The organism is Paraburkholderia sp. BR10882 (genome assembly GCF_040948855.1).
Lineage (GTDB): Bacteria > Pseudomonadota > Gammaproteobacteria > Burkholderiales > Burkholderiaceae > Paraburkholderia > Paraburkholderia nodosa_A.
On sequence record NZ_JBFPKP010000001.1, the window covers coordinates 993,298 to 1,015,545 of the forward strand.

At 66.1% G+C, this 22,248-nt stretch carries 20 protein-coding genes; 17 read left to right on the forward strand and 3 right to left on the reverse strand.

Going from position 1 to position 22,248, the window contains the following annotated elements; genetic code table 11:
- The first annotated feature begins 225 nt into the window (after window positions 1–225).
- Genes surE through AB3X99_RS04675 form a run of 5 tightly spaced genes read left to right on the forward strand, consistent with a single transcriptional unit; the run spans window position 226 to window position 4,893 of the window.
- A complete protein-coding gene (gene surE, locus AB3X99_RS04655) occupies window positions 226–987 on the forward strand; it encodes a 5'/3'-nucleotidase SurE (protein ID WP_069267606.1) in 762 nt (253 codons plus the stop codon).
- Window positions 984–2,045: a protein-L-isoaspartate(D-aspartate) O-methyltransferase gene (locus tag AB3X99_RS04660; RefSeq protein ID WP_069267498.1), complete on the forward strand. Its 1,062-nt coding sequence runs from the start codon at window positions 984–986 to the stop codon at window positions 2,043–2,045. Before surE ends, AB3X99_RS04660 begins: the two co-directional genes overlap by 4 nt.
- A gap of 5 nt (window positions 2,046–2,050) precedes the next feature.
- Entirely contained in the window at window positions 2,051–2,974 is a 924-nt protein-coding gene (locus AB3X99_RS04665; protein ID WP_069267497.1) for a peptidoglycan DD-metalloendopeptidase family protein, read from the forward strand.
- 13 nt (window positions 2,975–2,987) lie between these two features.
- Window positions 2,988–4,094, forward strand: a complete 1,107-nt coding sequence (gene rpoS / locus AB3X99_RS04670; RefSeq protein ID WP_069267496.1) for an RNA polymerase sigma factor RpoS — start codon at window positions 2,988–2,990, stop codon at window positions 4,092–4,094.
- Window positions 4,095–4,113: 19 nt separating this feature from the next.
- A complete protein-coding gene (locus tag AB3X99_RS04675) occupies window positions 4,114–4,893 on the forward strand; it encodes a 3'-5' exonuclease (protein ID WP_368606703.1) in 780 nt (259 codons plus the stop codon).
- Window positions 4,894–4,908: 15 nt separating this feature from the next.
- On the opposite strand, the gene AB3X99_RS04680 is transcribed toward AB3X99_RS04675, so the two are convergent.
- Complete coding sequence (locus tag AB3X99_RS04680) at window positions 4,909–5,790, reverse strand: endonuclease/exonuclease/phosphatase family protein (RefSeq protein ID WP_368616222.1); 882 nt, start codon at window positions 5,788–5,790, stop codon at window positions 4,909–4,911.
- A gap of 278 nt (window positions 5,791–6,068) precedes the next feature.
- On the opposite strand from AB3X99_RS04680, the gene rlmD reads away from it, so the two are divergent.
- A complete protein-coding gene (rlmD, locus tag AB3X99_RS04685) occupies window positions 6,069–7,487 on the forward strand; it encodes a 23S rRNA (uracil(1939)-C(5))-methyltransferase RlmD (RefSeq protein ID WP_368616264.1) in 1,419 nt (472 codons plus the stop codon).
- 119 nt (window positions 7,488–7,606) lie between these two features.
- Here rlmD and AB3X99_RS04690 read toward each other — a convergent pair whose 3' ends face one another.
- Window positions 7,607–8,503 (reverse strand): outer membrane protein assembly factor BamD, encoded by an 897-nt coding sequence (locus AB3X99_RS04690; RefSeq protein ID WP_083245503.1) that lies wholly within the window; start codon window positions 8,501–8,503, stop codon window positions 7,607–7,609.
- Window positions 8,504–8,544: 41 nt separating this feature from the next.
- Here AB3X99_RS04690 and AB3X99_RS04695 point away from each other — a divergent pair, with 41 nt between their 5' ends.
- The 6 genes from AB3X99_RS04695 to phaR all read left to right on the forward strand — a co-directional run bounded on the left by AB3X99_RS04695 (window position 8,545) and on the right by phaR (window position 15,978).
- Window positions 8,545–9,792: an RluA family pseudouridine synthase gene (locus tag AB3X99_RS04695; RefSeq protein WP_368616223.1), complete on the forward strand. Its 1,248-nt coding sequence runs from the start codon at window positions 8,545–8,547 to the stop codon at window positions 9,790–9,792.
- Window positions 9,789–10,658 carry a peptidoglycan editing factor PgeF gene (pgeF, locus tag AB3X99_RS04700; RefSeq protein WP_368616224.1) on the forward strand — a complete coding sequence of 290 codons (870 nt, stop codon included), beginning with the start codon at window positions 9,789–9,791 and terminating at the stop codon, window positions 10,656–10,658. The genes AB3X99_RS04695 and pgeF overlap by 4 nt, the downstream gene beginning before the upstream one ends.
- A 509-nt stretch (window positions 10,659–11,167) precedes the next feature.
- A complete protein-coding gene (gene phaC / locus AB3X99_RS04705) occupies window positions 11,168–13,102 on the forward strand; it encodes a class I poly(R)-hydroxyalkanoic acid synthase (protein WP_368616225.1) in 1,935 nt (644 codons plus the stop codon).
- Between the two features lie 90 nt (window positions 13,103–13,192).
- On the forward strand, window positions 13,193–14,374 hold the full coding sequence (locus AB3X99_RS04710; RefSeq protein WP_342945703.1) for an acetyl-CoA C-acetyltransferase: 1,182 nt from the start codon (window positions 13,193–13,195) through the stop codon (window positions 14,372–14,374).
- A 108-nt stretch (window positions 14,375–14,482) separates the two neighbouring features.
- Window positions 14,483–15,223 carry a 3-ketoacyl-ACP reductase gene (locus tag AB3X99_RS04715; RefSeq protein ID WP_069268124.1) on the forward strand — a complete coding sequence of 247 codons (741 nt, stop codon included), beginning with the start codon at window positions 14,483–14,485 and terminating at the stop codon, window positions 15,221–15,223.
- 149 nt (window positions 15,224–15,372) lie between these two features.
- Window positions 15,373–15,978, forward strand: coding sequence for a polyhydroxyalkanoate synthesis repressor PhaR (gene phaR, locus AB3X99_RS04720; RefSeq protein ID WP_133186007.1), 606 nt, complete (start codon window positions 15,373–15,375; stop codon window positions 15,976–15,978).
- Window positions 15,979–16,132: 154 nt separating this feature from the next.
- Here phaR and AB3X99_RS04725 read toward each other — a convergent pair whose 3' ends face one another.
- Entirely contained in the window at window positions 16,133–16,432 is a 300-nt protein-coding gene (locus AB3X99_RS04725) for a DNA-binding transcriptional regulator (RefSeq protein ID WP_069268122.1), read from the reverse strand.
- Window positions 16,433–16,715: 283 nt separating this feature from the next.
- Between AB3X99_RS04725 and rimO the strand changes: the two genes are divergently transcribed.
- From rimO to AB3X99_RS04750, 5 genes are all read left to right on the forward strand, one after another.
- Complete coding sequence (gene rimO, locus AB3X99_RS04730) at window positions 16,716–18,086, forward strand: 30S ribosomal protein S12 methylthiotransferase RimO (protein ID WP_368616226.1); 1,371 nt, start codon at window positions 16,716–16,718, stop codon at window positions 18,084–18,086.
- Window positions 18,087–18,091: 5 nt separating this feature from the next.
- The gene (locus AB3X99_RS04735) at window positions 18,092–19,042 is read left to right on the forward strand and encodes a sugar kinase (RefSeq protein WP_368616227.1); all 951 of its coding nucleotides are present in this window, start codon (window positions 18,092–18,094) and stop codon (window positions 19,040–19,042) included.
- Window positions 19,043–19,079: 37 nt separating this feature from the next.
- Window positions 19,080–20,264, forward strand: a complete 1,185-nt coding sequence (gene bktB / locus AB3X99_RS04740) for a beta-ketothiolase BktB (RefSeq protein ID WP_368616228.1) — start codon at window positions 19,080–19,082, stop codon at window positions 20,262–20,264.
- Window positions 20,265–20,330: 66 nt separating this feature from the next.
- Entirely contained in the window at window positions 20,331–20,936 is a 606-nt protein-coding gene (locus AB3X99_RS04745) for a hypothetical protein (protein ID WP_368616229.1), read from the forward strand.
- A 101-nt stretch (window positions 20,937–21,037) separates the two neighbouring features.
- Complete coding sequence (locus AB3X99_RS04750; RefSeq protein ID WP_069268117.1) at window positions 21,038–22,243, forward strand: cystathionine beta-lyase; 1,206 nt, start codon at window positions 21,038–21,040, stop codon at window positions 22,241–22,243.
- Window positions 22,244–22,248: the final 5 nt, after the last annotated feature.

Genomic DNA, 22,248 nt, shown 5'->3' on the forward strand with positions numbered 1-22,248 from the left:
TCATGCATTCGCTACCGCGGGACAGTGTACGGCAATCCGCCGCAATGCGAACGATCGTGCGATTTATTTCGCGTCGATGACCGGGTGTCTTTCGAGCCGTGCCGTGGATGCGAATGCGCCTCGCACCGGCGCATGATTTCGACGTGCAGCCCAGTGGCAGACACGCCCTGGCGTATGGGCCGGGCTGTCGTTCGCGTGCCTTCTTTCCTCGGTTACAATCGCTCGATGCGAATACTACTCAGCAACGACGACGGTTATCTCGCCCCCGGCCTTGCGGCGCTGTATGAAGCGCTCAAGCCGCTCGGCGAAGTCACGGTCATGGCGCCCGAGCAGAACTGCAGCGCCGCATCGAACTCGCTTACGCTGTGGCGCCCGCTGTCGGTTTTGCGATCGGCGAGCACCGGCTTCTATTACGTGAACGGCACGCCCACCGACTCGGTGCACATCGCACTCACGGGCATGCTCGACCAGCAACCCGACCTCGTGGTCTCCGGCATCAACAACGGCCAGAACATGGGCGAGGACACGCTGTACTCGGGCACGGTGGCCGCGGCGACCGAAGGCATTATGTTCGGCTTGCCGGCCATCGCGTTCTCGCTCGTCGATAAAGACTGGGTGCATCTCGATTCCGCCGCGCGCGTCGCGGCCGAGATCGTTGCGCATTACCTCGCGAACCCGCTGCCGGGTCATCCGCTGCTGAACGTCAACATTCCGAACCTGCCGTACGAAGAGCTTGGCGACTGGCGCGTCACCCGCCTCGGCAAGCGTCATCCTTCGCAGCCCGTGATCCGCGAGACCAACCCGCGCGGCGAGCCGATTTACTGGATCGGGCCGTCGGGCAGCGCACGCGATGCGAGCGAGGGCACGGACTTCCACGCGGTGGCGAACGGCCATGTGTCGATCACGCCGCTGCAACTCGATCTCACCCATACGCAAATGCTGTCCGCGACGCACGACTGGGCGCGCAAGGGCGGCAGTGCTTCATGACGGGCGAGCGCACGAAGCGTTTTCCGCTCGGGCTTGCGGATCTCGTACGCGAGCCGCGCCGGCGCGACGCGCGTCCGGGCGAAGCACGCCCCTCGCTCGCGAACGCGGGCAACAGCAGTCCGTCGAAACCGGGCGTCGGCACACTCGCGAAGCCCGGCGCGAAGGTAGGTAATCCGGCCGTCGCGAAGTCCTCCGTGAGCACACCGTTCAAGGCGCCGCCTGCGAAGCCGGTCAATGCGAAGCCGGTGAGCGCAAAGCCGGCGGGTTCGATCAAGCCTGCGCATCCTGCCGGCAACGCTGCCGCGCCGCGCGCCGCCATGCCGGGCGGCGTGAGTGTGCCGCGTGCTGCTGTGGCCGTCACGGGCGCGCCCGCCGTTGCGCTCAACGGCGCGCATGCGCTGACTTCGGAACGCATACGCGAACGCATGGTCGAACGCCTGCGTGCGAACGGCATCGCCGATGCGCGCGTGCTCCAGGCGCTCGCGGCCGTGCCGCGCCACATGTTCATCGATCCGGGTCTCGCGACCCAGGCCTACGAAGATGCGGCGTTGCCGATCGGTCATCACCAGACCATCTCAAAGCCTTCCGTGGTCGCGCGCATGCTCGAGCTCGCGGGCGCGGGCCGCGTGCTGGAGCGCGTGCTCGAAATCGGCACCGGCTGCGGCTATCAGGCAGCGGTGTTGAGCCAGATCGCACGCGACGTGTATTCCATTGAGCGCATCAAGCCGTTATACGAGCGCGCGAAGACGAATCTTCGTCCGCTGCGTATCCCGAATATCCGCTTGCACTACGGCGACGGACGGCTCGGTTTGCCGTCGGCGGCGCCGTTCGACGCGATCGTGATCGCTGCTGCGGGCTTCGACGTGCCGCAGGCGCTGCTCGAGCAGCTCGCCATTGGCGGGCGGCTCGTGGCGCCGGTCGCGGTGTCCGGCACCCAGAGTGCCGCCGGCGAAGCGACGCAGGTCCTCACGCTCGTCGAGCGTACGGGGCCGGCGCAGTGGCGGGAGTCACGCCTGGATCGCGTTTTCTTTGTCCCCTTAAAATCTGGAGTGATCTGAATCCGATGAGTATGTTGCGCGCGATCAAAAGAAACCGCCTGAATGTCGACCTGCCCGAAGCCACGCTGATCGCAGCCCAGCGCGGCGCCGCGGTCGCCGCGCTCTGTCTTCTGGCCGCCTGCGCCACGCGACTCGATCAGGCACCCGTGGTCGACCGCACCGCGCCGCTCGGCACGGCGGCTGCACAGCCTCCGGTGCCGCTCGGGCCGCCGCCTCCGGGATATTACCGGGTGAAGCCGGGCGACACTCTCTATAGGATTGCGCTCGAAAACGGCCAGAATTATCGCGACATCGCGACGTGGAACAATCTCACCAATCCGAACCAGATTGAGGTGGACCAGTTGTTGCGCGTCGTGCCGCCGGGTGCGAATCCGTCGGCGTATACGCCGGGTGTCGTGACCGCGCCGGTGCCGGGCGTGGGCGCTGCACCGGGCGCTCCGGCAGCGGGGACGCCGGCGCAGCCGCCGATCTACGGTTCGGGTGCGAACGCAGCCCCGCCGACGGCCGCCGTGCCGCCGCAGCCGGGTGCGAGCGGCGGCGATGTCGCCGCGGCGCCGGGCGGCAACATCGCGCTCACGTGGCCGGTGCGTGGTCCGGTGCTCAACGGCTTCGACGATACGAAGAACAAGGGCATCAATATTGGCGGTGCGTCGGGCGATCCTGTCAAGGCAGCCGGCGATGGACGCGTGGTTTATGCCGGAAATGGGCTGCGCGGTTACGGCAATCTCATTATCATCAAGCATGACGCGACGTTTTTGACCGCGTATGCACACAACCGGACTTTGATGGTAAAAGAAGGGGATGCGGTCACCAAAGGTCAGAAGATCGCCGAAATGGGCAATACCGACTCGGACCGGGTGATGCTGCATTTCGAAGTACGCCGTCAGGGTAAGCCCGTCGACCCACTGAAGTACTTGCCGCCGCAATAAAAGCGAGCCGACCATGCCGAAATCGAAGCGCCGTCTGCAGCAATCCGAGTCTGACAGCCAAGCCGCCCAGGTTTCGGTGGAGGACGGCGCGCAGGCGGGCGACGACGACGCGTCGCCCGAACTCGACGGCGGCCGCGACTACGAAGAGCGCGAGGAGCGTGAAGAGCGCGATTCGCAGTCCGACGAAGGCGGCTCGGGCGAGGGCACCGAAACCGCCGATGCCGCACCCGACGCCGACGATTTCCGCGCCATGCTGCAGGCCGAACTCACGGCCGACACTATCCAGCATTATCTGAACCGGATCAGCGTGAAGCCGCTGCTCACCGTCGAGGAGGAGCAGCGCTACTCGCGGCTCGCCAAAGCCGGCGAGTTCGAAGCGCGTCAGGTCATGATCGAGCGCAATCTGCGCCTCGTCGTCAGCATTGCCAAGGGTTACCTCAATCGCGGCGTGCCGCTGCTCGACCTGATCGAGGAGGGCAACCTCGGCCTCATGCACGCGATCGAGAAGTTCGATCCCACGCGCGGCTTCCGTTTCTCGACGTATGCGACGTGGTGGATCCGCCAGAGCATCGAGCGCGCGATCATGAACCAGGCGCGCACCGTGCGTTTGCCGGTGCACGTGATCCGTGAGCTCAACCAGGTGCTGCGCGCGAAGCGACATCTGGAGAAGAACTCGCTCAACGCCGATTCGGCCTCGGAGCGGCGCGACGCGAGCATCGACGACATCGCGTATCTCACGGGCAAGACCACCGAGGAAGTCACCGACATTCTCGCGCTCAACGAACACACGGCCTCGCTCGACGCTCCGCTCGACCTCGACCCGGCTAGCAGCCTGCTCGACCTGCTCTCGGACGACCAGAGCCAGTCGCCCGATGCCGAGGTGCAGCATCGCGAACTGGAAACGCTTACACGCGCGTGGCTCGGCCGGTTATCCGATAAGCATCGCCATGTCATCGAACGGCGCTTCGGGCTGAACCATATCGAGCCCGCCACGCTCGAAGAGCTGGCCGACGAAATGGGCCTCACCCGCGAGCGCGTGCGGCAGATCCAGCAGGAAGCGCTGGTGCGCCTCAAGCGCTTTTTCGCTTCGAACGGCGTGCGCAAGGACGCCGTACTCTAAACCCTCGCAGTCCATCTGAATGACAGTTCCTGTACTCGTATTCGACATCGAGACGATTCCCGATGTCGACGGCATTCGCCGTCTCGACGATCTGCCCGCCGCGCTCACCGACACCGAAGTCGCCGAGCACGCCTTCGCCGCGCGCCGCGAGAAAACCGGCAGCGATTTCCTGCCGCATCACCTGCAGCGTGTCGCTGCTATCTCGTGCGTATTTCGCGACGGCCAGGGCTTTCGCGTGCGCTCGCTCGGCACGCCCGAAGACGGCGAGGCGCGCCTGATCGATTCGTTCTACCGCACGATCGAGAAGTACTCGCCGCAGCTCGTGTCGTGGAACGGCGGCGGCTTCGACTTGCCGGTGCTGCACTATCGTGCGCTCGTGCACGGCATTCGCGCGGTGCGCTACTGGGAAACGGGTGAAGAGGACCGCGAGTTCAAGTGGAACAACTACCTTAGCCGCTACCACACGCGTCACACCGACCTGATGGATGTCCTCGCGATGTATCAGCCGCGCGCTAACGCACCGCTCGACGCGCTCGCGAAGCTCTGCGGTTTTCCGGGCAAGCTCGGCATGGACGGCGGCCAGGTGTGGACCGCGTTTCAGGAAGGCCGCATCGAGGAGATCCGCAACTACTGCGAAACCGACGTGGTCAACACGTATCTGCTCTATTGCCGGTTTCAGATGATGCGCGGCGGTTTCACAGAGCGCGAATATGCGGATGAGATCGAGTTCGTGAAGCAGTCGCTCGCCGCGGAATCCGCACCGCATTGGGGCGAGTATCTCGAGGCCTTCGCGAGCTAGGCACGGCGTCGTCCCTCAGCCGAGTTCGAGCACGATCGGCTGATGATCCGAAGCCTGGGTCGCGCCGTCTATCTCGCAGCTTCGCAAGCGTGGGCGCAAATCCTCCGTGATGAAGACGAAGTCGCACGCGAGCGGACCGTCCGACCATTGCTTCGTGTCATAGACGCCGGCCGTTGGCGGCGGCGTCGCGCCCGCATGCAGCGCGGTCCACGCGTCGATGAAGGCTGGGCTGCCCGCGAGCGGTTCGAGCATGCGCGTGTACGCCTCGCTGCCCCATGCGCTGTTGAAGTCGCCGCAGACGATCGCGGATAGCGGGCGCGCGGTGCGGGCGAACGGGCCCACATCGTTTTCGGCGGGCGCGGGATGCGCCGCGTGATCGGCGGCTTCCTGCTGCAGGCGCCGCAGCTCGTCGACTTGCGCGAGCCGCTGGCGCAGCGAATAAAACTCCAGATGCGTGACCAGCACGCGCAGCGCGCCGCCCGGCACGTCGAGCACGGCTTCGAGCGCCACGCGTTGCATCGAGGGTGCGGTGGAGTCGGCGGGCCACGGCAGAGCATGGCGAAAAACCTGCGCGAGCGGCAAGCGCGTGGCGAGCGCGTTGCCGAACTGGCGGCGCGGCATCTGCGCCGTGCCTTGACTGGAGGCTCGCGCGCCACGCGGCGCAGGCAAGTCGGCGCCGATCGCCTCGATGACCGTATAGCCGGGCAGCAGCGCGCGCAGTTCGGCGAACTGATCGTCGCCGGGACCACCCGGCAGCGCCCGGAAGCCGCGCGTGATCTCCTGCAGGCACAGCACGTCGAAGTCGGCGAGGCGCTGCGCCTCGCGCACCGTGCGCGCGAGATCGACGACGCCAGAAGCGTCGCGGCCCCACTGCACATTCCAGCTCACCAGTTTCATCGGCACGCTCCTCGTATGGTGCGGCGGGGATTCCCGCACGCACGCTTAACCCTAGCCTGGTTTCTCCCGACGTGTCGTATGACGAATGCGATGGCCGCGGTGACTGCGGGGCGCAGCGAGCACGACCGGACCACCTCGAAAACAGCAGCGACGCAGCGCGGGCGCCGACTTCGACTACAATCTCGCCTTCGCCCACAATTCACTCATCGTCAGTCAGGAATCCGCTGGTGTCTCAAGCTGCCCCCGACCCTCAAGCCGAGCCTGCCCAGGCCGAGCCCATGCCGTCCACGTCCCCGAAAAAGCGCAGCAAGCGCGAGCGCCGCGCCGAAAAGCGCGCCGCCATCGAAGCTTCGGTCGCTCATGCCCCCATTCTCGAGATCGAGTCGCTCGACATGGAGGCCCGCGGCGTTGGCCGCACCGTGACCGAGACGGGCGAGCCCGGCAAGGTGATCTTCGTCGAGGGCGCGTTGCCGGGCGAGCGCGTGACCTACCTGAGCTACCGCAAGAAGCCCACGTTCGAACAGGCGCAGGTGGTCGACGTGCTGCGCGAGAGCGCGATCCGCACGAAGCCGCAATGCGCGTTCTTCGGCACCTGCGGCGGCTGCTCGATGCAGCACCTCGACGTGCGAGCGCAGATCGCCGTCAAGCAGCGCGTGCTCGAAGATAACCTCATGCACCTCTCGAAGGTGCGCTCGGAGACGATGTTCCGGCCGATTCACGGGCCGTCGTGGGGCTACCGCTATCGTGCGCGCCTCACGGTGCGCAATGTGCCGAAGAAGGGCGGTGTGCTGGTCGGCTTCCACGAGAAGAAGAGCAGCTACGTGGCCGACATGACGAGCTGCGAAGTGCTGCCGCCGAACGTCTCGGCGATGCTCGTGCCGCTGCGCCATCTGGTGGCCGCGCTGTCGATTCGCGATCGCACGCCGCAGATCGAACTCGCGGTGGGCTCAAGCGTGACGGCGCTCGTGCTGCGTATTCTCGAGCCGCTCACGGCCGCCGACGAAGACCTGCTGCGCGCGTTCGCGGACGCGCACAACGTCCAGTTCTGGCTGCAGCCGAAGGGCCCGGACACGGTGTTCCCGTTCTATCCGCTCGACAAGGAGCTGGACTACACGCTGCCCGAATACGGCATTCGCATGCCGTTCAAGCCGACGGACTTCACCCAGGTGAATCACCAGATCAACCGCGTGCTGGTGGGCCGCGCGCTGCGCCTGCTCGCGCCCGAGGCCGGCGACCGCGTGCTCGATCTGTTCTGCGGTATCGGCAACTTCACGCTGCCGCTCGCGCGTCTCGCGCGCGAAGTGGTGGGGATCGAAGGCAGCGATACGCTGACGGCGCGCGCGCTCGAAAATGCCCGCGCCAACGCCGTGGACGGCCACACGTCGTTTGCGTGCCGCAACCTGTTCGAAGTCACCGCCGACGACATCCGCGCGCTCGGTCACTTCGACAAGTTCCTCGTCGACCCGCCGCGCGAAGGCGCGTTCGCCGTTTCACAGGCGCTCGCGGAAATCGCGCAGAGCGGCAATGGCCCGCTGCCCAAACGCATCGTCTATGTGTCGTGCAGTCCCGGGACGCTAGCCCGCGACGCGGGCGTGCTCGTCAACGAGGCCGGCTATCGGCTCAAGGGCGCGGGCGTGGTCAACATGTTCCCGCACACGTCGCACGTGGAATCGATCGCGTTGTTCGAGCGCGACTGAGCAAACGCCGCGACAGCGCAGGCGCGTAGCCTGCGCTGCGGCCGCCGAAGCCAAAAAAAACGCCACGGGAAACCGTGGCGTTTTGCTTTGCTGCGGGCCTCAGGCTAGAGGCGCGGCGATCACCAGATCTGCCACCAGGACTTGTTTTCCTTGCCGGGACGCGCGTGACCGGTGATGTACGGGCTGTCCGGGAAGGTGCCGGCGAGCACGCGGCGCGTGTCTTCGGCGAGCTGCGGCTGATCGAGCTTCTGGTACGACAGGATCATGATGTGCAGCGCGTCTTCGATTGCCGGCGCGCTCTTGTAGTCCTGAATCGCGAGCTGCGCTCGGTTGATGGCCGCCACATAGGCGCCGCGGCGATAGTAGTAGTCGGCCGCGTGCACTTCGTGCGAGGCGAGCGCGTTCACGATGTAGCGCATGCGCTGGGCGGCGTCCGGCGCGTACTTGCTCTGCGGATACTTGTCGACCACCACCTTGAACGCGTCATACGACTCGCGCAGCGACTTCGGGTCGCGCTCGCTCATGTCCTGGCCCGAGAAGCGGCCGAACAGACCCAAGTCGTCGTTGAAGTGGATCATGCCCTTGAGATAGTACGCATAGGCGATGTCCGGGTGATCCGGGTGCAACTGGATGAAGCGGTTGATCGCCTGGTCGGCGGCGTCGTTCTCGTTGTCCTTCCAGTTGCAGTAGGCCACGTTGATCTGCGCCTGCTGGGCGAAGTGGCCGAACGGGTCGCGGCCCTGGAGTGCTTCAAAATATTTTGCGCACTTGCCCCAGTCGCCGCCGGAGAGCGCGTCCTGGGCCTCCGTATATAATTTGTTGTTGTTCCACGCTGCCGTTTCGTCGGTCTTTTCCGGCAGGCCGTGGCAGGCCGCGACCACGGCGAACGCCGCGCCGCAAGCAGCAAGCCGAATGATGTTGCCAATCTTGCCGAGCGTGTTTGCTCGCGTCGCGCGCATTGCGTTTCGGGCCACCGCGTGTTGGGCCAGTTTCGTAATCGTGTTCAAGGCTCGCATTTATCCAGTCCAGCTTCAGGTCTACAGGTGACCCAGACTCAATGACCCGTACAGTTATTCCGGGGGCCGGCGCTCCCGGCGCCCAAAACAGCATCAGAGATTATAGCCTGGGCGATGCGCCCGATGACGCAGCCTCCAGTGAGGGGCTCGACGACGAACTCGCAGGCGAGGGCGTCGGCGGCGCCCCGCGTGCGCGCGGCGACGAAGCCCCGCGCTCGGTTCAGGTGCCAGATGAGCTCGCCGGCGAGCGCCTCGACAAGGTGCTCGCCAAGGTATTTCCGGAATTTTCACGCAGCCGTCTGCAGGGCTGGATCGAAGAGCAGCGCGTGCGCGTGGACGGCAAGCCGGCCAAGGTGCGCCAGCCGGTGCCGCTCGGCGCGACCATCGAGCTCGTGCCGGACCTCCTGCCCGAGCAGCTGGCGTTCGCGCCCGAGCCGGTGCCGCTCGACATCGTCTACGAGGACGACGCCATCGTCGTCATCAACAAGCCCGCCGGGCTCGTCGTGCATCCGGCCGCGGGCAACTGGAGCGGCACGCTTCTCAACGGTCTCCTGCATCGCTATGGCGAAGCCGCGGCGGGTCTGCCGCGCGCGGGAATCGTGCATCGGCTCGACAAGGAAACGTCCGGGTTGATGGTCGTCGCGCGCACGCTAGAGGCGCAGACGGACCTCGTTCGCCAGCTGCAGGCGCGCACGGTCAAGCGCCGCTATCTCGCGCTCGTGTGGGGCAACATGGCCGAGGAAGGCACCATCGACGCACCCATCGGCCGCGACCCGCGCGAGCGCACGCGCATGGCGGTGGTGAAGGGCGCGTCGGGCAAGCCCGCGCGCACGCACTTCCGGCGCATCGACAAGACGCTCTGGCACAACCAGCCCGTGAGCGCCATTCATTGCGACCTGGAAACGGGGCGCACACATCAGATTCGTGTTCACTGCGCGCACATCGGTCATCCGCTGCTGGGCGATCCGGTGTATGGCCACGCGCGCGGCAAGCGCTCGGTCGCGGCGCTGCCCGATGGCTTCGCGCGCCAGGCGCTGCATGCGTGGCGTCTCGGCCTCGTTCATCCGGTCACGGGCCGCTCGATGCAATGGCGCGCCGAAGTGCCCGACGACCTGGACGCGCTGATCGAGGCGCTCGGCTTCGGCGGCGAGGAAGACGAGGACGAAGCCGGCTTCGATGAGGACATGTTCGACAGCGCGTACACCGACGAAGGCTACGTGATCGGCAGCGACGAAGAAGATGACGAAGACGACGAAGACGACGAGCAGACCGAGGATAAGCACGCATGACGACCTGCCCGGAACTGACATCCGACGCTTTGCTGCATCCCGACTGGCAGGTTTCGCCGCGCGTACGCGCCCTGGTGACGACGCGCGACGGCGGCGTGAGCGAGCCGCCATTCGGGCGTTGGCAGGCGGCGCAGGGCGGTGAAGGCATGGATCTCCCCGGCGGCCTGAATCTCGGCCGCGGCTCCGGCGACGATCTTGCGCACGTCGAGGCGAACCGCGAGCGGCTGCTCGCGCATGTGGGCGTGCCGGCCGCGTGGCTCAAGCAGATCCACGGTCCGATCGTGGTCGACGCCGCGCAGGCGCTTGCGGCCGCGCGCGCGGGCGCCCCGCTCGAAGCCGATGCGAGCGTGAGCGCCGAGCCCGGCATCGCCTGCACGGTGATGGTGGCCGACTGCATGCCCGTCTTGCTCTGCGATGGCGAGGGCCGTGCCGTGGGCGCCGCGCACGCGGGCTGGCGCGGGCTGGCCGCGGGCGTCATCGAGCGCACGGCCGAGCGCGTCGCGGCGCTCGCCGGCTGTGCGACGGCCGACCTGCATGCGTACCTCGGCCCCGCGATCGGGCCGACGGCCTTCGAGGTCGGCGCCGACGTGCGCGACGCGTTCATGACCCATGCGGAGCAGGTCGACGCGGCGCGACGCGATGCCCATCGCGCCGCCACCGCGGCGGCCTTCGTGGCGCGCCCCGAGGCGAGCGGCAAATACCTTGCAGATCTTCCCGCGCTGGCGCGGCTGCGGCTCGATACGCTCGGCGTGCGCCACGTGAGCGGCGGCGACCTGTGCACGGTTACGCTGCGCGAGCGCTTCTATTCGTACCGGCGCGATCGCGTCACCGGCCGCATGGCCGCGCTGATCTGGCTCAATCCCTGACCTCGCTGCGCCGCGCCGCCGTCGTGAAACGGCGCGGCGGCGCGTGGCGAGTCAGACGATTTTTGTTGCGCTGCAGCTATTCCCGCAACGCACTGTGCTCCTCTCACGGTGCATTAGCTCCCCGATTACCGCATTGCACTGCAAACGCTTGCCGCCACGGCGGATTTTTGTGCGCCAGACCGCACAGCAATGTGTCGCGGCAGTTAAACAATTGATTACATCGGGAAAACGATAATTAAAAAAATATCGCAGCGCGGCAAAATCGGGCACAAGCATTGACACGCTTTGCAATGGGGAGCAAGAATGTCCTTCACCCACGGGACAGGTCGTGACAAGCGCCGCAACGGCGCCCGTATGCGTACCACCTGCCTCTCAACCAGTCCTTCGGGACACATCGGTCAAAAGCAGGCATGACGGCATCTCAACGTTCCAAGACTGCCCCGGGCACGGGCGCCTCAACTGATGGTGCGACGCGCGGCAACCCGCCTTTTGCTCCCGACGCAGCCGGCATGCAGCAGTATCTCGACGCGTGGACGAACGCCTGGAAGAGCGCCCTGAATGCTGCGCAGCAAACCGGCGGCGCGGCGCAGCAAGCGCCCTTCGCGGGACTCGCGGCCAACTGGTGGCCGCCGGCGGGCAACGGCGCGCCGGGCAATCCTTTCGCTGCGGGTAATCCCTTTGCCGCAGGCAACCCTTTCGCTGCGTCCAATCCTTTTGCTGCCGGCAATCCATTTGCAGCCGGTAATCCCTTCGCCGCGGGCAATCCGTTCGCTGCCGGCAGTCCTTTCGGCGCAGCCAATCCGTTCGGTGGCGCGAACCCGTTCGAAGGTTTCAAGCTTCCCACGGCATCGATCGAACCCACGCGCCTTCAGCATCTGCAGGCGGAATATTCGCGCGACGCGCTCGACTTGCTGCGTCAGGCCACCGACACCACGCCCAAGGCGCCCGAACTCAAGGACCGGCGCTTCAGTTCCGACGCCTGGAAGGCCACGCCCGCGTATGCATTCACGGCGGCGTGGTATCTGCTCAACGCGCGCTACCTGCACGAACTCGTCGACGCGCTCGATACCGATGCGAAGACGCGCGAGCGCATTCGCTTCGCCGTTCAGCAGTGGACCGCGGCAGCTTCGCCCAGCAACTTCCTCGCGCTCAATCCCGACGCGCAGAGCGCCTTGCTCGAAACCCATGGCGAGAGCCTGCGCCAGGGTGTGATGAACCTGATCGGCGACATGTCGCGCGGCAAGATTTCGCAAACCGACGAGTCGCGCTTTGTGGTGGGCCGCAACCTCGCGACCACCGAAGGTTCGGTCGTATTCGAAAACGCGCTATTCCAGCTGATCCAGTACAAGCCGCGCACGGCCACCGTGCGCGAGCGGCCGCTTCTGATCGTGCCGCCGTGCATCAACAAGTACTACATCCTCGACCTGCAGCCCGAGAACTCGCTCGTCGCGTATGCGCTGGAGCAGGGGCAGCAGGTGTTCCTCGTCTCGTGGCACAACGGCGACGCGTCGATCGCGGACCGGTCCTGGGACGACTACATCGAAGAGGGCGTGCTCACGGCGATCGAGACGACGCGCAGCATCAGCGAGCGCGAGCAGATCAACACGCTCGGTTTTTGCGTGGGCGGCACGCTCCTCGCCACGGCGCTGGCCGTCGCGGCGGCGCGCGGCGAACATCCCGCTGCATCGATGACGCTGCTCACCGCGATGCTCGACTTCGGCGACACGGGCGTGCTCGATGTGTTCGTCGACGAAGCCCACGTGCAGATGCGTGAGCAGACCATCGGCGGCAAGAACGGCGGCACGCCGGGGCTCATGCGCGGCGTCGAGTTCGCGAACACGTTCTCGTTCCTGCGGCCCAACGATCTGGTCTGGAACTACGTCGTCGACAATTATCTGAAGGGCCGTACGCCCGCGCCGTTCGACCTGCTGTTCTGGAACAGCGACTCGACGAGCCTGCCGGGGCCGATGTACGCGTGGTACCTGCGCAATACGTACCTTGAAAACAAGCTGCGTGAGCCGGGCGCGCTCACGGTGTGCGGCGAGGAAGTGGATCTGTCGCGCATCGACGTGCCGACCTTCATCTACGGTTCGCGCGAGGATCACATCGTGCCCTGGCGCACGGCGTATGCGTCGGTGCCGTTGCTGGCCGGGCCGCTGAAATTCGTGCTTGGCGCGTCGGGCCATATCGCCGGCGTGATCAACCCGGCGTCGAAGAACAAGCGCAGCTTCTGGAGCGTCGAGGCCGACGCGAAGCATCTGCCGGAAGAAGCCGACGACTGGTTCGCGGCTGCCGAGGAAAAACCCGGCAGCTGGTGGCCGACCTGGGCCGAATGGCTCGATCAGTACGGCGGCAAGAAGGTGAAGCCGCGTGCGCAAGCCGGCTCGGCGGAATTCCCCGAGATCGAACCGGCGCCGGGGCGCTATGTGCAGCAGCGCGATTGATGCGCTTGATACGCTTGCTGCGGAATTCGGATTAACAACTTGACGGGCGGGGCGCATGGCGCGCCACCAAGTCGCCCGGAGGATCTGGAAATGACTGACATTGTGATCGTTTCGGCCGCACGTACGGCAGTAGGTAAATTCGGCGGTTCGCTCGCGAAGGTGGCGGCGCCCGACCTGGGCGCGATCGTCATCAAGGCCGCGCTCGAGCGCGCGGGTGTGAAGCCCGAGCAGGTGAGCGACGTGATCATGGGTCAGGTGCTGACGGCCGGTTCGGGCCAGAACGTGGCGCGCCAGGCATCGATCAAGGCGGGCCTGCCCGCGGCCGTTCCCGCCATGACGATCAACAAGGTGTGCGGCTCGGGCCTGAAGGCGGTGATGCTCGCGGCCAACGCGATCATCGCGGGCGATTCGGACATCGTCGTGGCCGGCGGCCAGGAGAACATGAGCGCCGCGCCGCACGTGCTGCCGGGCTCGCGCGACGGCTTCCGCATGGGCGACGCGAAGCTCATCGACAGCATGATCGTCGACGGCCTGTGGGACGTGTACAACCAGTACCACATGGGCGTGACGGCAGAGAACGTCGCGAAGGAATACGGCATCACGCGCGAAGAACAGGACGCGTTTGCGGCGCTCTCGCAGAACAAGGCGGAAGCCGCGCAGAAGGCGGGCCGTTTCGACGAAGAGATCGTCTCGGTGGAAATTCCGCAACGCAAGGGTGAGCCGCTGCAGTTCAGGACCGACGAGTTCGTGCGCCACGGCGTGACGGCCGAATCGCTCGCGGGCCTGAAGCCGGCGTTCAACAAGGAAGGCACGGTGACGGCGGCGAACGCGTCGGGCATCAACGACGGCGCAGCCGCGGTCGTGGTGATGTCGGCGAAGAAGGCCGAGGCGCTGGGCCTCACGCCGCTCGCGCGCATCAAGGCGTACGCCAGCGGCGGCGTCGATCCGAAGGTGATGGGCATGGGCCCGGTGCCGGCGTCGAAGCGGGCGCTGGAGCGCGCGGGCTGGTCGGTGAACGATCTCGATCTCATGGAGATCAACGAGGCGTTCGCGGCGCAGGCGCTGGCCGTGAACAAGCAGATGGGCTGGGACACGTCGAAGATCAACGTGAACGGCGGGGCGATTGCAATCGGTCACCCGATCGGCGCGTCGGGCTGCCGGATTCTCGTGACGCTGCTGCACGAAATGCAGCGCCGCGACGCGAAGCGCGGCCTGGCCTCGCTGTGCATCGGCGGCGGCATGGGCGTGGCGCTCGCGCTCGAGCGCGCTTGATGTCACAGCCGGAGCGGACCGCGAGTGGTCCGCTGCGGCGCTTGTGACCAGCGGGGTGACCAATAACCGCGAACGGCGCAGCCGGAAAACGATAATGGAGTGTGGTTTATGTCAGAGCGTATTGCGTATGTAACGGGCGGGATGGGCGGCATCGGCACGGGCATTTGCCAGCGCCTCGCCAAGCAGGGTTTCAAGGTGGTCGCAGGCTGCGGCCCGCATTCGCCGCGCCGCGCGAAGTGGCTGGAAGACCAGAAGGCGCTCGGTTTCGACTTCGTGGCCTCGGAAGGCAACGTGGGCGACTGGGATTCGACGCGCCAGGCGTTCGACAAGGTCAAGGCCGAGGTCGGTGAAATCGACGTGCTCGTGAACAACGCCGGTATTACGCGCGACGTCGTCTTCCGCAAGATGACGCGTGAAGACTGGACGGCCGTCATCGACACCAATCTCACGAGCCTCTTCAACGTCACGAAGCAGGTGATCGACGGCATGGTCGAGCGCGGCTGGGGCCGCATCATCAACATTTCGTCGGTGAACGGCCAAAAGGGCCAGTTCGGGCAGACCAACTATTCCACGGCCAAGGCCGGCATTCACGGCTTCACGATGGCGCTGGCCCAGGAAGTGGCGACCAAGGGCGTGACGGTCAACACCGTTTCGCCGGGCTATATCGGCACGGACATGGTGAAGTCCATCCGTCCCGACGTGCTGGAAAAGATCGTCGCGACGATTCCGGTGCGCCGTCTCGGCGCGCCGGAGGAAATCGCGTCGATCGTGGCGTGGCTCGCGTCCGACGAGTCAGGCTTCGCAACCGGTGCTGACTTCTCGCTGAATGGCGGGTTGCACATGGGCTGATCCCGAGCGCAGCGCGCCTGCAGGGGACGCGCGAAGCTGGGATCGAGGACGGCAGCGGGCCTGTTTGCTCACCGGGGCAGGCCGTTTCCGGGCTAGACCAACGCGCGACGGCAATGGCCGCCGCGCGTTGGCGCTAACAAGGGCGACACATGACGACTACAAAGAAAACCGCCGAACGTCTCATCAAGAAATATCCGAATCGTCGGCTGTACGACACGGAGACGAGCACGTACATCACGTTGACGGACGTGAAGCAACTCGTGCTGGAGCAGGAGGAGTTCAAGGTCATCGACGCGAAGACCAACGAGGATCTGACGCGCAGCATCCTGCTGCAGATCATTCTCGAAGAGGAAAGCGGCGGTCTGCCGATGTTCTCGTCATCGATGCTGTCGCAGATCATCCGTTTCTATGGACATGCGATGCAGGGCATGATGGGCACTTACCTGGAAAAGAACATCCAGGCGTTCATCGACATCCAGAACAAGCTCGCGGACCAGTCGAAGAGCCTTTACGAAGGCAACGCGATGAATCCCGAAGTCTGGTCGCAGTTCATGAACATGCAGGCGCCGATGATGCAAGGCATGATGACGAGCTACATCGAGCAGTCGAAGAACATGTTCGTGCAGATGCAGGAGCAGATGCAGAACCAGGCGAAGAACATGTTCAGCAGCTTCCCGTTCAAGCCCGTGACGCCGGGCGGCGCGGCGGCGCCGGCACAGGGCGCGCCTGAAGGTGGCGAAGAAGAGAAGAAGTAAGCGGCGCGGCGCACACGGCGGGTGGCGCGCGCCGCCAGGTCGCGGTGCGCTGTCGCTTACCCGGCGCGCCGTGGCGGCGCGTTGCCGCGCGAGCGCTGTGCTTCGCTTTGCGAGGCGGCTGGCGCGGGTGCAATGCCGCCGCCCTCATTTGCCATCAAGCGCTTTGCAGGTCGCGCAACGCTTCAGGGTGCGCCACGGCCACCCGCAAGAGGGTTTGCGCGGCGCCGGTCGGCTTGCGGCGGCCTTGCTCCCAGTCCTGCAGCGTGCGCGTGGAAACGCCTAGCAGTGCCGCGAACGCGCTTTGCGAGAGGCCGGCCCCCGCACGCGCGAGCGCGGCGGCGGTGGGCTTGTGGCCGGTGACGCGCAATGCGCCACTCGAGGCACGGCGGCATGCTTTCAACTCGCGCGCCGGCTTTAGCAGTTCAGGCTGAAACAGTTCCATTTTCTCGTTCATGTTTTCGCTCTCTCCGCGCAACGGTCCAGGTTGCGTTGTCCGTGCTCGAGGCGCACTCGGCGAAAATTATCCGGATGCGCAGTTCACAGGCGAGCGATAGCTGAACGAAGTTTGATTCCGTCCATATTCAATCCGACCCCGGCGCCACAACGCGCGCATCCACCATGCTGCGCCGCACGATACGCCAAACGGGTAAAATGGCGGATTGGCTTGACCCCGCGCGGCGCTACCTTCGCCCTGCGCCCCACATCCGGACGTACACGTGAAAAACCCTGTTGAATCAATGACCTCCCGCAATCCTGCTCCGCGCGTCGGGATGGTTTCCCTCGGCTGCCCGAAGGCGCTTGTCGACTCCGAGCAGATCATTACCCAGCTGCGCGCCGAGGGGTACGAAATCTCGGGGTCCTACGACGGCGCGGATCTCGTGGTCGTCAACACCTGCGGCTTCATCGACGAAGCGGTGCAGGAGAGTCTCGACGCCATCGGCGAAGCGCTTTCCGAAAACGGCAAGGTGATCGTCACCGGGTGTCTCGGCAAGAAGGCGAGCGCGAGCGGCACGAACCTGATTGAGGAAGTGCATCCGAAGGTGCTTGCCGTGACCGGCCCGCACGCCGTGGGCGAAGTCATGCAGGCCGTGCACAGCCACCTGCCTAAACCGCACGATCCGTTCGTCGACCTCGTGCCGGCGGCGGGCATCAAGCTCACGCCGCGCCATTACGCGTACCTGAAGATCTCCGAAGGCTGCAACCACCGCTGCACGTTCTGCATCATCCCGTCGATGCGCGGCGACCTCGTGTCGCGCCCGGTCGCCGAGGTCATGCTCGAAGCGGAAAACCTCTTCAAGTCCGGTGTGAAGGAGCTGCTCGTCATTTCACAGGACACGAGCGCTTACGGCGTGGACGTGAAGTTCCGCACCGGCTTCTGGAACGGCAAGCCGATCAAGACGCGCATGACCGACCTCGTCGCGGCATTGGGCGAGCTGGCTGCGCAATATGGCGCCTGGGTGCGCCTGCACTACGTCTACCCGTATCCGAGCGTGGACGAAGTGATTCCGATGATGGCCGAAGGCCCGTTCAAGGGCCACGTGCTGCCGTATCTCGATGTGCCGTTCCAGCACGCGCATCCCGAGGTGCTCAAGCGCATGAAGCGTCCCGCGAACGCGGAGAAGGTCATGGAGCGCGTGAAGGCCTGGCGCGAAATGTGCCCCGATCTCACGATCCGCAGCACGTTCATCGCCGGCTTCCCCGGCGAGACCGAAGCGCAGTTCGAAACGCTGCTCGACTTCATCCGCGAGGCCGAACTCGACCGCGTGGGCTGCTTCGCCTATTCGCCGGTCGAAGGCGCAACGGCGAACGAGCTCGACGGCGCGCTGCCCGACGACGTGCGCGAGGAACGCCGCGCGCGCTTCATGGAAGTGGCGGAGCAGGTCTCGGCCAAGCGCATCCAGCGCAAGGTGGGCAAGACCCTCAAGGTGCTGATCGACGAGATCAACGTCGACGGCGGCATTGGCCGCACTGCGGCGGATGCGCCCGAGATCGACGGCGTGGTGTATGTCGCGCCGGCGACCAAGGCATCGAAGCGCTACAAGGTCGGCGACTTCGTTTCGGTGAAGATCACCGGCGCGGATGGCCACGATCTCTGGGGCGAGGTCTGAGGGGCATGACGAGCGTCGCTCCGCAAGTCCTCGCTTATGGCGAGGCCATGGTCGAGTTCAACCAGGCGTCGAAAGACCGCCCCGAGTATTTGCAGGGCTTTGGCGGCGACACGTCGAACTTCGCCATCGCGGCGGCTCGCCAGGGAGCACGCACGGGTTTCGTCTCGGCCGTCGGCGACGATCATTTCGGACGCCTCCTGATCGACCTGTGGACGCGGGAAGGCGTCGACACCTCGACGGTGCGGGTGGACGCCACGGCGCCTACGGGCGTCTACTTCGTCTCGCACGGCCCGGCCGGCCATGCCTTCGACTATCTGCGCAAGGGTTCGGCCGCGAGCCGTTACACACCGCGCGATTTGCCGCTCGACATCCTCGCGGCTGCGCGTGTGCTGCATCTTTCCGGCATCAGCGTGGCGATCAGCGATAGCGCCTGCGACGCGGCACTCGCCGCCGTCGAGCATGCCCGCGCCAACGGCGTGCGCGTGAGCTTCGACACCAACCTGCGCCTGAAGCTGTGGCCGCTCGCGCGCGCCCGCGCCGTGATGAACGAGGTGCTGCGCCTCACCGATATCTGCCTGCCCAGCTGGGACGACGTGGCGGTGCTCACAGGCCTCGACGATCGCGACGCGATCCTCGATTACCTGCTCGCGCGCGGCGCCCGAGTGGTCGCATTGAAGCTGGGCAAGGACGGCGCCTATGTGGCGACGCCCGACGAACGGCGCGTCGTGCCGGGCCACGTGGTCGCGGCTGTGGATGCCACGGGCGCTGGCGACTGCTTCGGCGGCGCATTCGTCGCGCGGCTCGCAGCCGGCGACGATCCGTTCGCGGCGGCGCGCTATGCGAACGCGGCCGCCGCGCTTTCGACGCTCGGCTTCGGCGCGGTTGCGCCAATCCCGTATCGCCAGGATGTCGAGCGTTTGCTGGCAAATCTACCTGAAAGCGCAGCACACGAATAACAAGATTCATCCATCCAGGAAGACGAGGAGCAAGACTATGGAACGCGAAGTAGTGGTGGCAAGTGGCGTGCGCACGGCAATCGGCGACTTCGGCGGCAGCCTGAAGGACTTCTCGCCGACGGATCTCGGCGCGCGCGTGGTGCGCGAAGTGCTCTCGCGCGCGAACGTGGAAGGCGACGCGGTGGGTCACGTGGTGTTCGGCAATGTCGTGCACACGGAGCCCAAGGACATGTACCTCGCGCGCGTGGCCGCCATCAACGGCGGCGTTGCGCAGCACGCGCCGGCCTTGACCGTGAACCGCCTGTGCGGCTCCGGCCTGCAGGCGATCGTTTCGGCGGCGCAAACCATTCTGCTCGGCGACGCCGATATCGCGATCGGCGGCGGCGCGGAAAACATGAGCCGCGCGCCGTACTCGATGCCGGCCGCCCGTTTCGGCCAGCGCATGGGCGACACGCAGCTCGTCGACATGATGACCGGCGCGCTGCACGACCCGTTCCAGACGATCCACATGGGCGTGACGGCGGAAAACGTCGCGAAGAAGTTCGGCATCACGCGCGAGGCGCAGGACGCGCTCGCGCTCGAATCGCATCGCCGCGCCGAGCGTGCGGTCGTCGAAGGCCGCTTCAAGGATCAGATCCTGCCCATCTCGATCAAGTCGAAGAAGGGCGAAGTGCTGTTCGATGCCGACGAGCACGTGCGCCATGGCGCGACGCTCGAGGACTTCTCGAAGCTCAAGCCCGTGTTCGCGAAGGAGAGCGGCACGGTGACGGCGGGCAACGCGTCGGGCATCAACGACGCGGCCGCCGCGGTGCTGCTGATGAGCGCGGACGCTGCCCGCGCGCGCGGCGTGAAGCCGCTCGCGCGCCTCGTCTCGTACGCGCACGCGGGCGTCGATCCGGCGTACATGGGCATCGGCCCCGTGCCGGCCACGCAGAAGGCGCTCGAGCGCGCGGGTCTCGAGGTCAGCGACCTCGACGTGATCGAAGCCAACGAAGCCTTTGCGGCGCAGGCCTGTGCGGTGTCGCAGGAGCTCGGGCTCGACCCGGCCAAGGTCAATCCGAACGGCTCGGGCATCTCGCTCGGCCATCCGATCGGTGCGACCGGTGCGCTCATCACCGTGAAGGCGCTTTATGAACTGCAGCGTATCGGCGGCCGCTACGCGCTCGTGACGATGTGCATCGGCGGCGGCCAGGGTATTGCGGCCATCTTCGAACGGATTTGACGCCGACTCGTGACGCGCGGCTCGCGGCTCGCGCAAGGCCGCTGCGCAAGTGAAGGAAGGATGCAGATGGAAGGATTGACGCAAGCACAGCGGCCGCCGCGCGCGGCCGCCCGACAGCGCAGCGCCAGCAAGGCGCGCGGCTGGATCGTGGCCGTGGCCGCAGCGGCCATGGTCCTCGCGCTGCCGATCGCGGCGCACGCGCAGGACGCAGGCACGCAGCCGCCGGTCAAATCCACGCTCAAGCCGAACCCCGAGTTCGCGAAGCTGCCGCAATACGTCGGCACGCTCGGCAAGCGCCAGATCGTCATGCGCCTTGGTGCAAAGGCCGGCGACGACGACCCGACCGGCGTGCATGGCGAATACCAGTTCACGGACACCGGCGAGGTGATCCTGATCGCCGGCGATCGCGCCGACGCGACGCTCGAAGCCGAGGACTCGGACGACGGCACGCATATCACCGGCAACTGGGTGGGCACGTTCGCCGAGGACGGCTCGCTTTCGGGCGACCGCATGGACCCGGACGATTCCCATCCGGTGCCGTTCGATCTGAAGCCGCTCGCGGCGGGCGCCGCGGCTCCGGCCGTCTCGACCGGCGCGGCGAGCGCGAGCGCGTCGACGTCGAACGGCGCACATGGCGTGAACGGCGTGAGCAATCTCATCCTCGGGCAGTAAGCGCCGCTGCGGGTGTTACTCTTCGGTATGCGGCGTTGCGCGCGCCATCGCGCAAGCCGCGCGCCGCAACGTCATCGCGCCTCAACCGAATACGCTCCGACATGACCAAATCCGACTCCAGCCGCGCATTGCAGACGCGCATCGTTCATCCGCAAGACGACCTCACGCCCGGCTTCGAGTCGTTCGCCGCGCCAGTCACGCGGGCGTCGACCGTGGTGTTTCCCGACCTCGCTTCGGTTCGCGCGCTCGACTGGCGCAACGACGCGCAATGGCGTTACGGCCTGCACGCCACGCCCACCTCGGCCATGCTGCAAAAGCGCATCGCCGAGATTGAAGGCGGCGAGCATGCGCTGCTGCAACCCTCGGGCCTCTCGGCCATCTCGAACGTCTACTTCGGACTGCTGAAGTCGGGCGACGATGTGCTGATTCCCGATAACGTCTATTCGCCGAACCGCGACCACGGCGATTGGCTCGCGCGAGACTTCGGCCTTACGGCACGCTATTACGATCCGATGATCGGCGCGGGCATCGCTGAGCTGATCCAGCCGAACACGAAGCTGATCTGGCTGGAAGCGCCCGGCTCGGTGACGATGGAAGTGCCCGACGTGCGCGCGATCACCGCGGCGGCGCGCGCACGCAACGTCGTGACGGCCATCGACAATACGTGGTCGGCGGGCCTCGCTTTCAGGCCGTTCGAGCACGGCATCGACATCTCGGTGCAGGCGCTCACGAAGTATCAATCGGGTGGCAGCGACGTGCTGATGGGCGCGACCATCACGGCCGACCGCGATCTCTATCTCAAGCTGAAGGCCGCGCGCATGCGGCTTGGCATCGGCGTCTCGGTCGACGACTGCTCGCTCGTGCTGCGCGCGCTGCCGAGCATGAAGGCGCGCTTCGAGGCGCACGATCGCACCGCGCTCGGACTCGCGAGCTGGCTCAAGACGCGCCCCGAAATCGCGGTGATGCTGCATCCGGCGTTCGAAGACTGCCCGGGTCACGAGTTCTACAAGCGCGACTTCACGGGCGCGGGCGGTCTCTTTTCCGTGGTGTTCGACGAGCGCTATAGTGCGGCGCAGATCGACACGTTCTGCGAGTCGCTCGAACTCTTCGCGTTGGGCTGGAGCTGGGGCGGGGCGCATAGCCTGGCAATGCCGTACGACGTCGGTTCGATGCGCACGGCCGAGAGCTGGCCGCATCGCGGCACGCTGGTGCGTTTCTACATCGGCCTCGAAGACGAAGCCGATCTGCGCGCCGATATCGAGCGCTCGCTGGCCAGGCTCGCGGAAAAAACAAGCACGCCTGAATAACCTGC

Coding starts and splice junctions, on each gene's coding strand:
- surE (WP_069267606.1), top strand. CDS start 226: ATGCGAATACTACTCAGCAACGACGACGGTTATCTCGCCCCCGGCCTT.
- AB3X99_RS04660 (WP_069267498.1), top strand. CDS start 984: ATGACGGGCGAGCGCACGAAGCGTTTTCCGCTCGGGCTTGCGGATCTC.
- AB3X99_RS04665 (WP_069267497.1), top strand. CDS start 2,051: ATGAGTATGTTGCGCGCGATCAAAAGAAACCGCCTGAATGTCGACCTG.
- rpoS (WP_069267496.1), top strand. CDS start 2,988: ATGCCGAAATCGAAGCGCCGTCTGCAGCAATCCGAGTCTGACAGCCAA.
- AB3X99_RS04675 (WP_368606703.1), top strand. CDS start 4,114: ATGACAGTTCCTGTACTCGTATTCGACATCGAGACGATTCCCGATGTC.
- AB3X99_RS04680 (WP_368616222.1), bottom strand. CDS start 5,790: ATGAAACTGGTGAGCTGGAATGTGCAGTGGGGCCGCGACGCTTCTGGC.
- rlmD (WP_368616264.1), top strand. CDS start 6,069: ATGCCGTCCACGTCCCCGAAAAAGCGCAGCAAGCGCGAGCGCCGCGCC.
- AB3X99_RS04690 (WP_083245503.1), bottom strand. CDS start 8,503: ATGCGAGCCTTGAACACGATTACGAAACTGGCCCAACACGCGGTGGCC.
- AB3X99_RS04695 (WP_368616223.1), top strand. CDS start 8,545: ATGACCCGTACAGTTATTCCGGGGGCCGGCGCTCCCGGCGCCCAAAAC.
- pgeF (WP_368616224.1), top strand. CDS start 9,789: ATGACGACCTGCCCGGAACTGACATCCGACGCTTTGCTGCATCCCGAC.
- phaC (WP_368616225.1), top strand. CDS start 11,168: ATGCAGCAGTATCTCGACGCGTGGACGAACGCCTGGAAGAGCGCCCTG.
- AB3X99_RS04710 (WP_342945703.1), top strand. CDS start 13,193: ATGACTGACATTGTGATCGTTTCGGCCGCACGTACGGCAGTAGGTAAA.
- AB3X99_RS04715 (WP_069268124.1), top strand. CDS start 14,483: ATGTCAGAGCGTATTGCGTATGTAACGGGCGGGATGGGCGGCATCGGC.
- phaR (WP_133186007.1), top strand. CDS start 15,373: ATGACGACTACAAAGAAAACCGCCGAACGTCTCATCAAGAAATATCCG.
- AB3X99_RS04725 (WP_069268122.1), bottom strand. CDS start 16,432: ATGAACGAGAAAATGGAACTGTTTCAGCCTGAACTGCTAAAGCCGGCG.
- rimO (WP_368616226.1), top strand. CDS start 16,716: ATGACCTCCCGCAATCCTGCTCCGCGCGTCGGGATGGTTTCCCTCGGC.
- AB3X99_RS04735 (WP_368616227.1), top strand. CDS start 18,092: ATGACGAGCGTCGCTCCGCAAGTCCTCGCTTATGGCGAGGCCATGGTC.
- bktB (WP_368616228.1), top strand. CDS start 19,080: ATGGAACGCGAAGTAGTGGTGGCAAGTGGCGTGCGCACGGCAATCGGC.
- AB3X99_RS04745 (WP_368616229.1), top strand. CDS start 20,331: ATGGAAGGATTGACGCAAGCACAGCGGCCGCCGCGCGCGGCCGCCCGA.
- AB3X99_RS04750 (WP_069268117.1), top strand. CDS start 21,038: ATGACCAAATCCGACTCCAGCCGCGCATTGCAGACGCGCATCGTTCAT.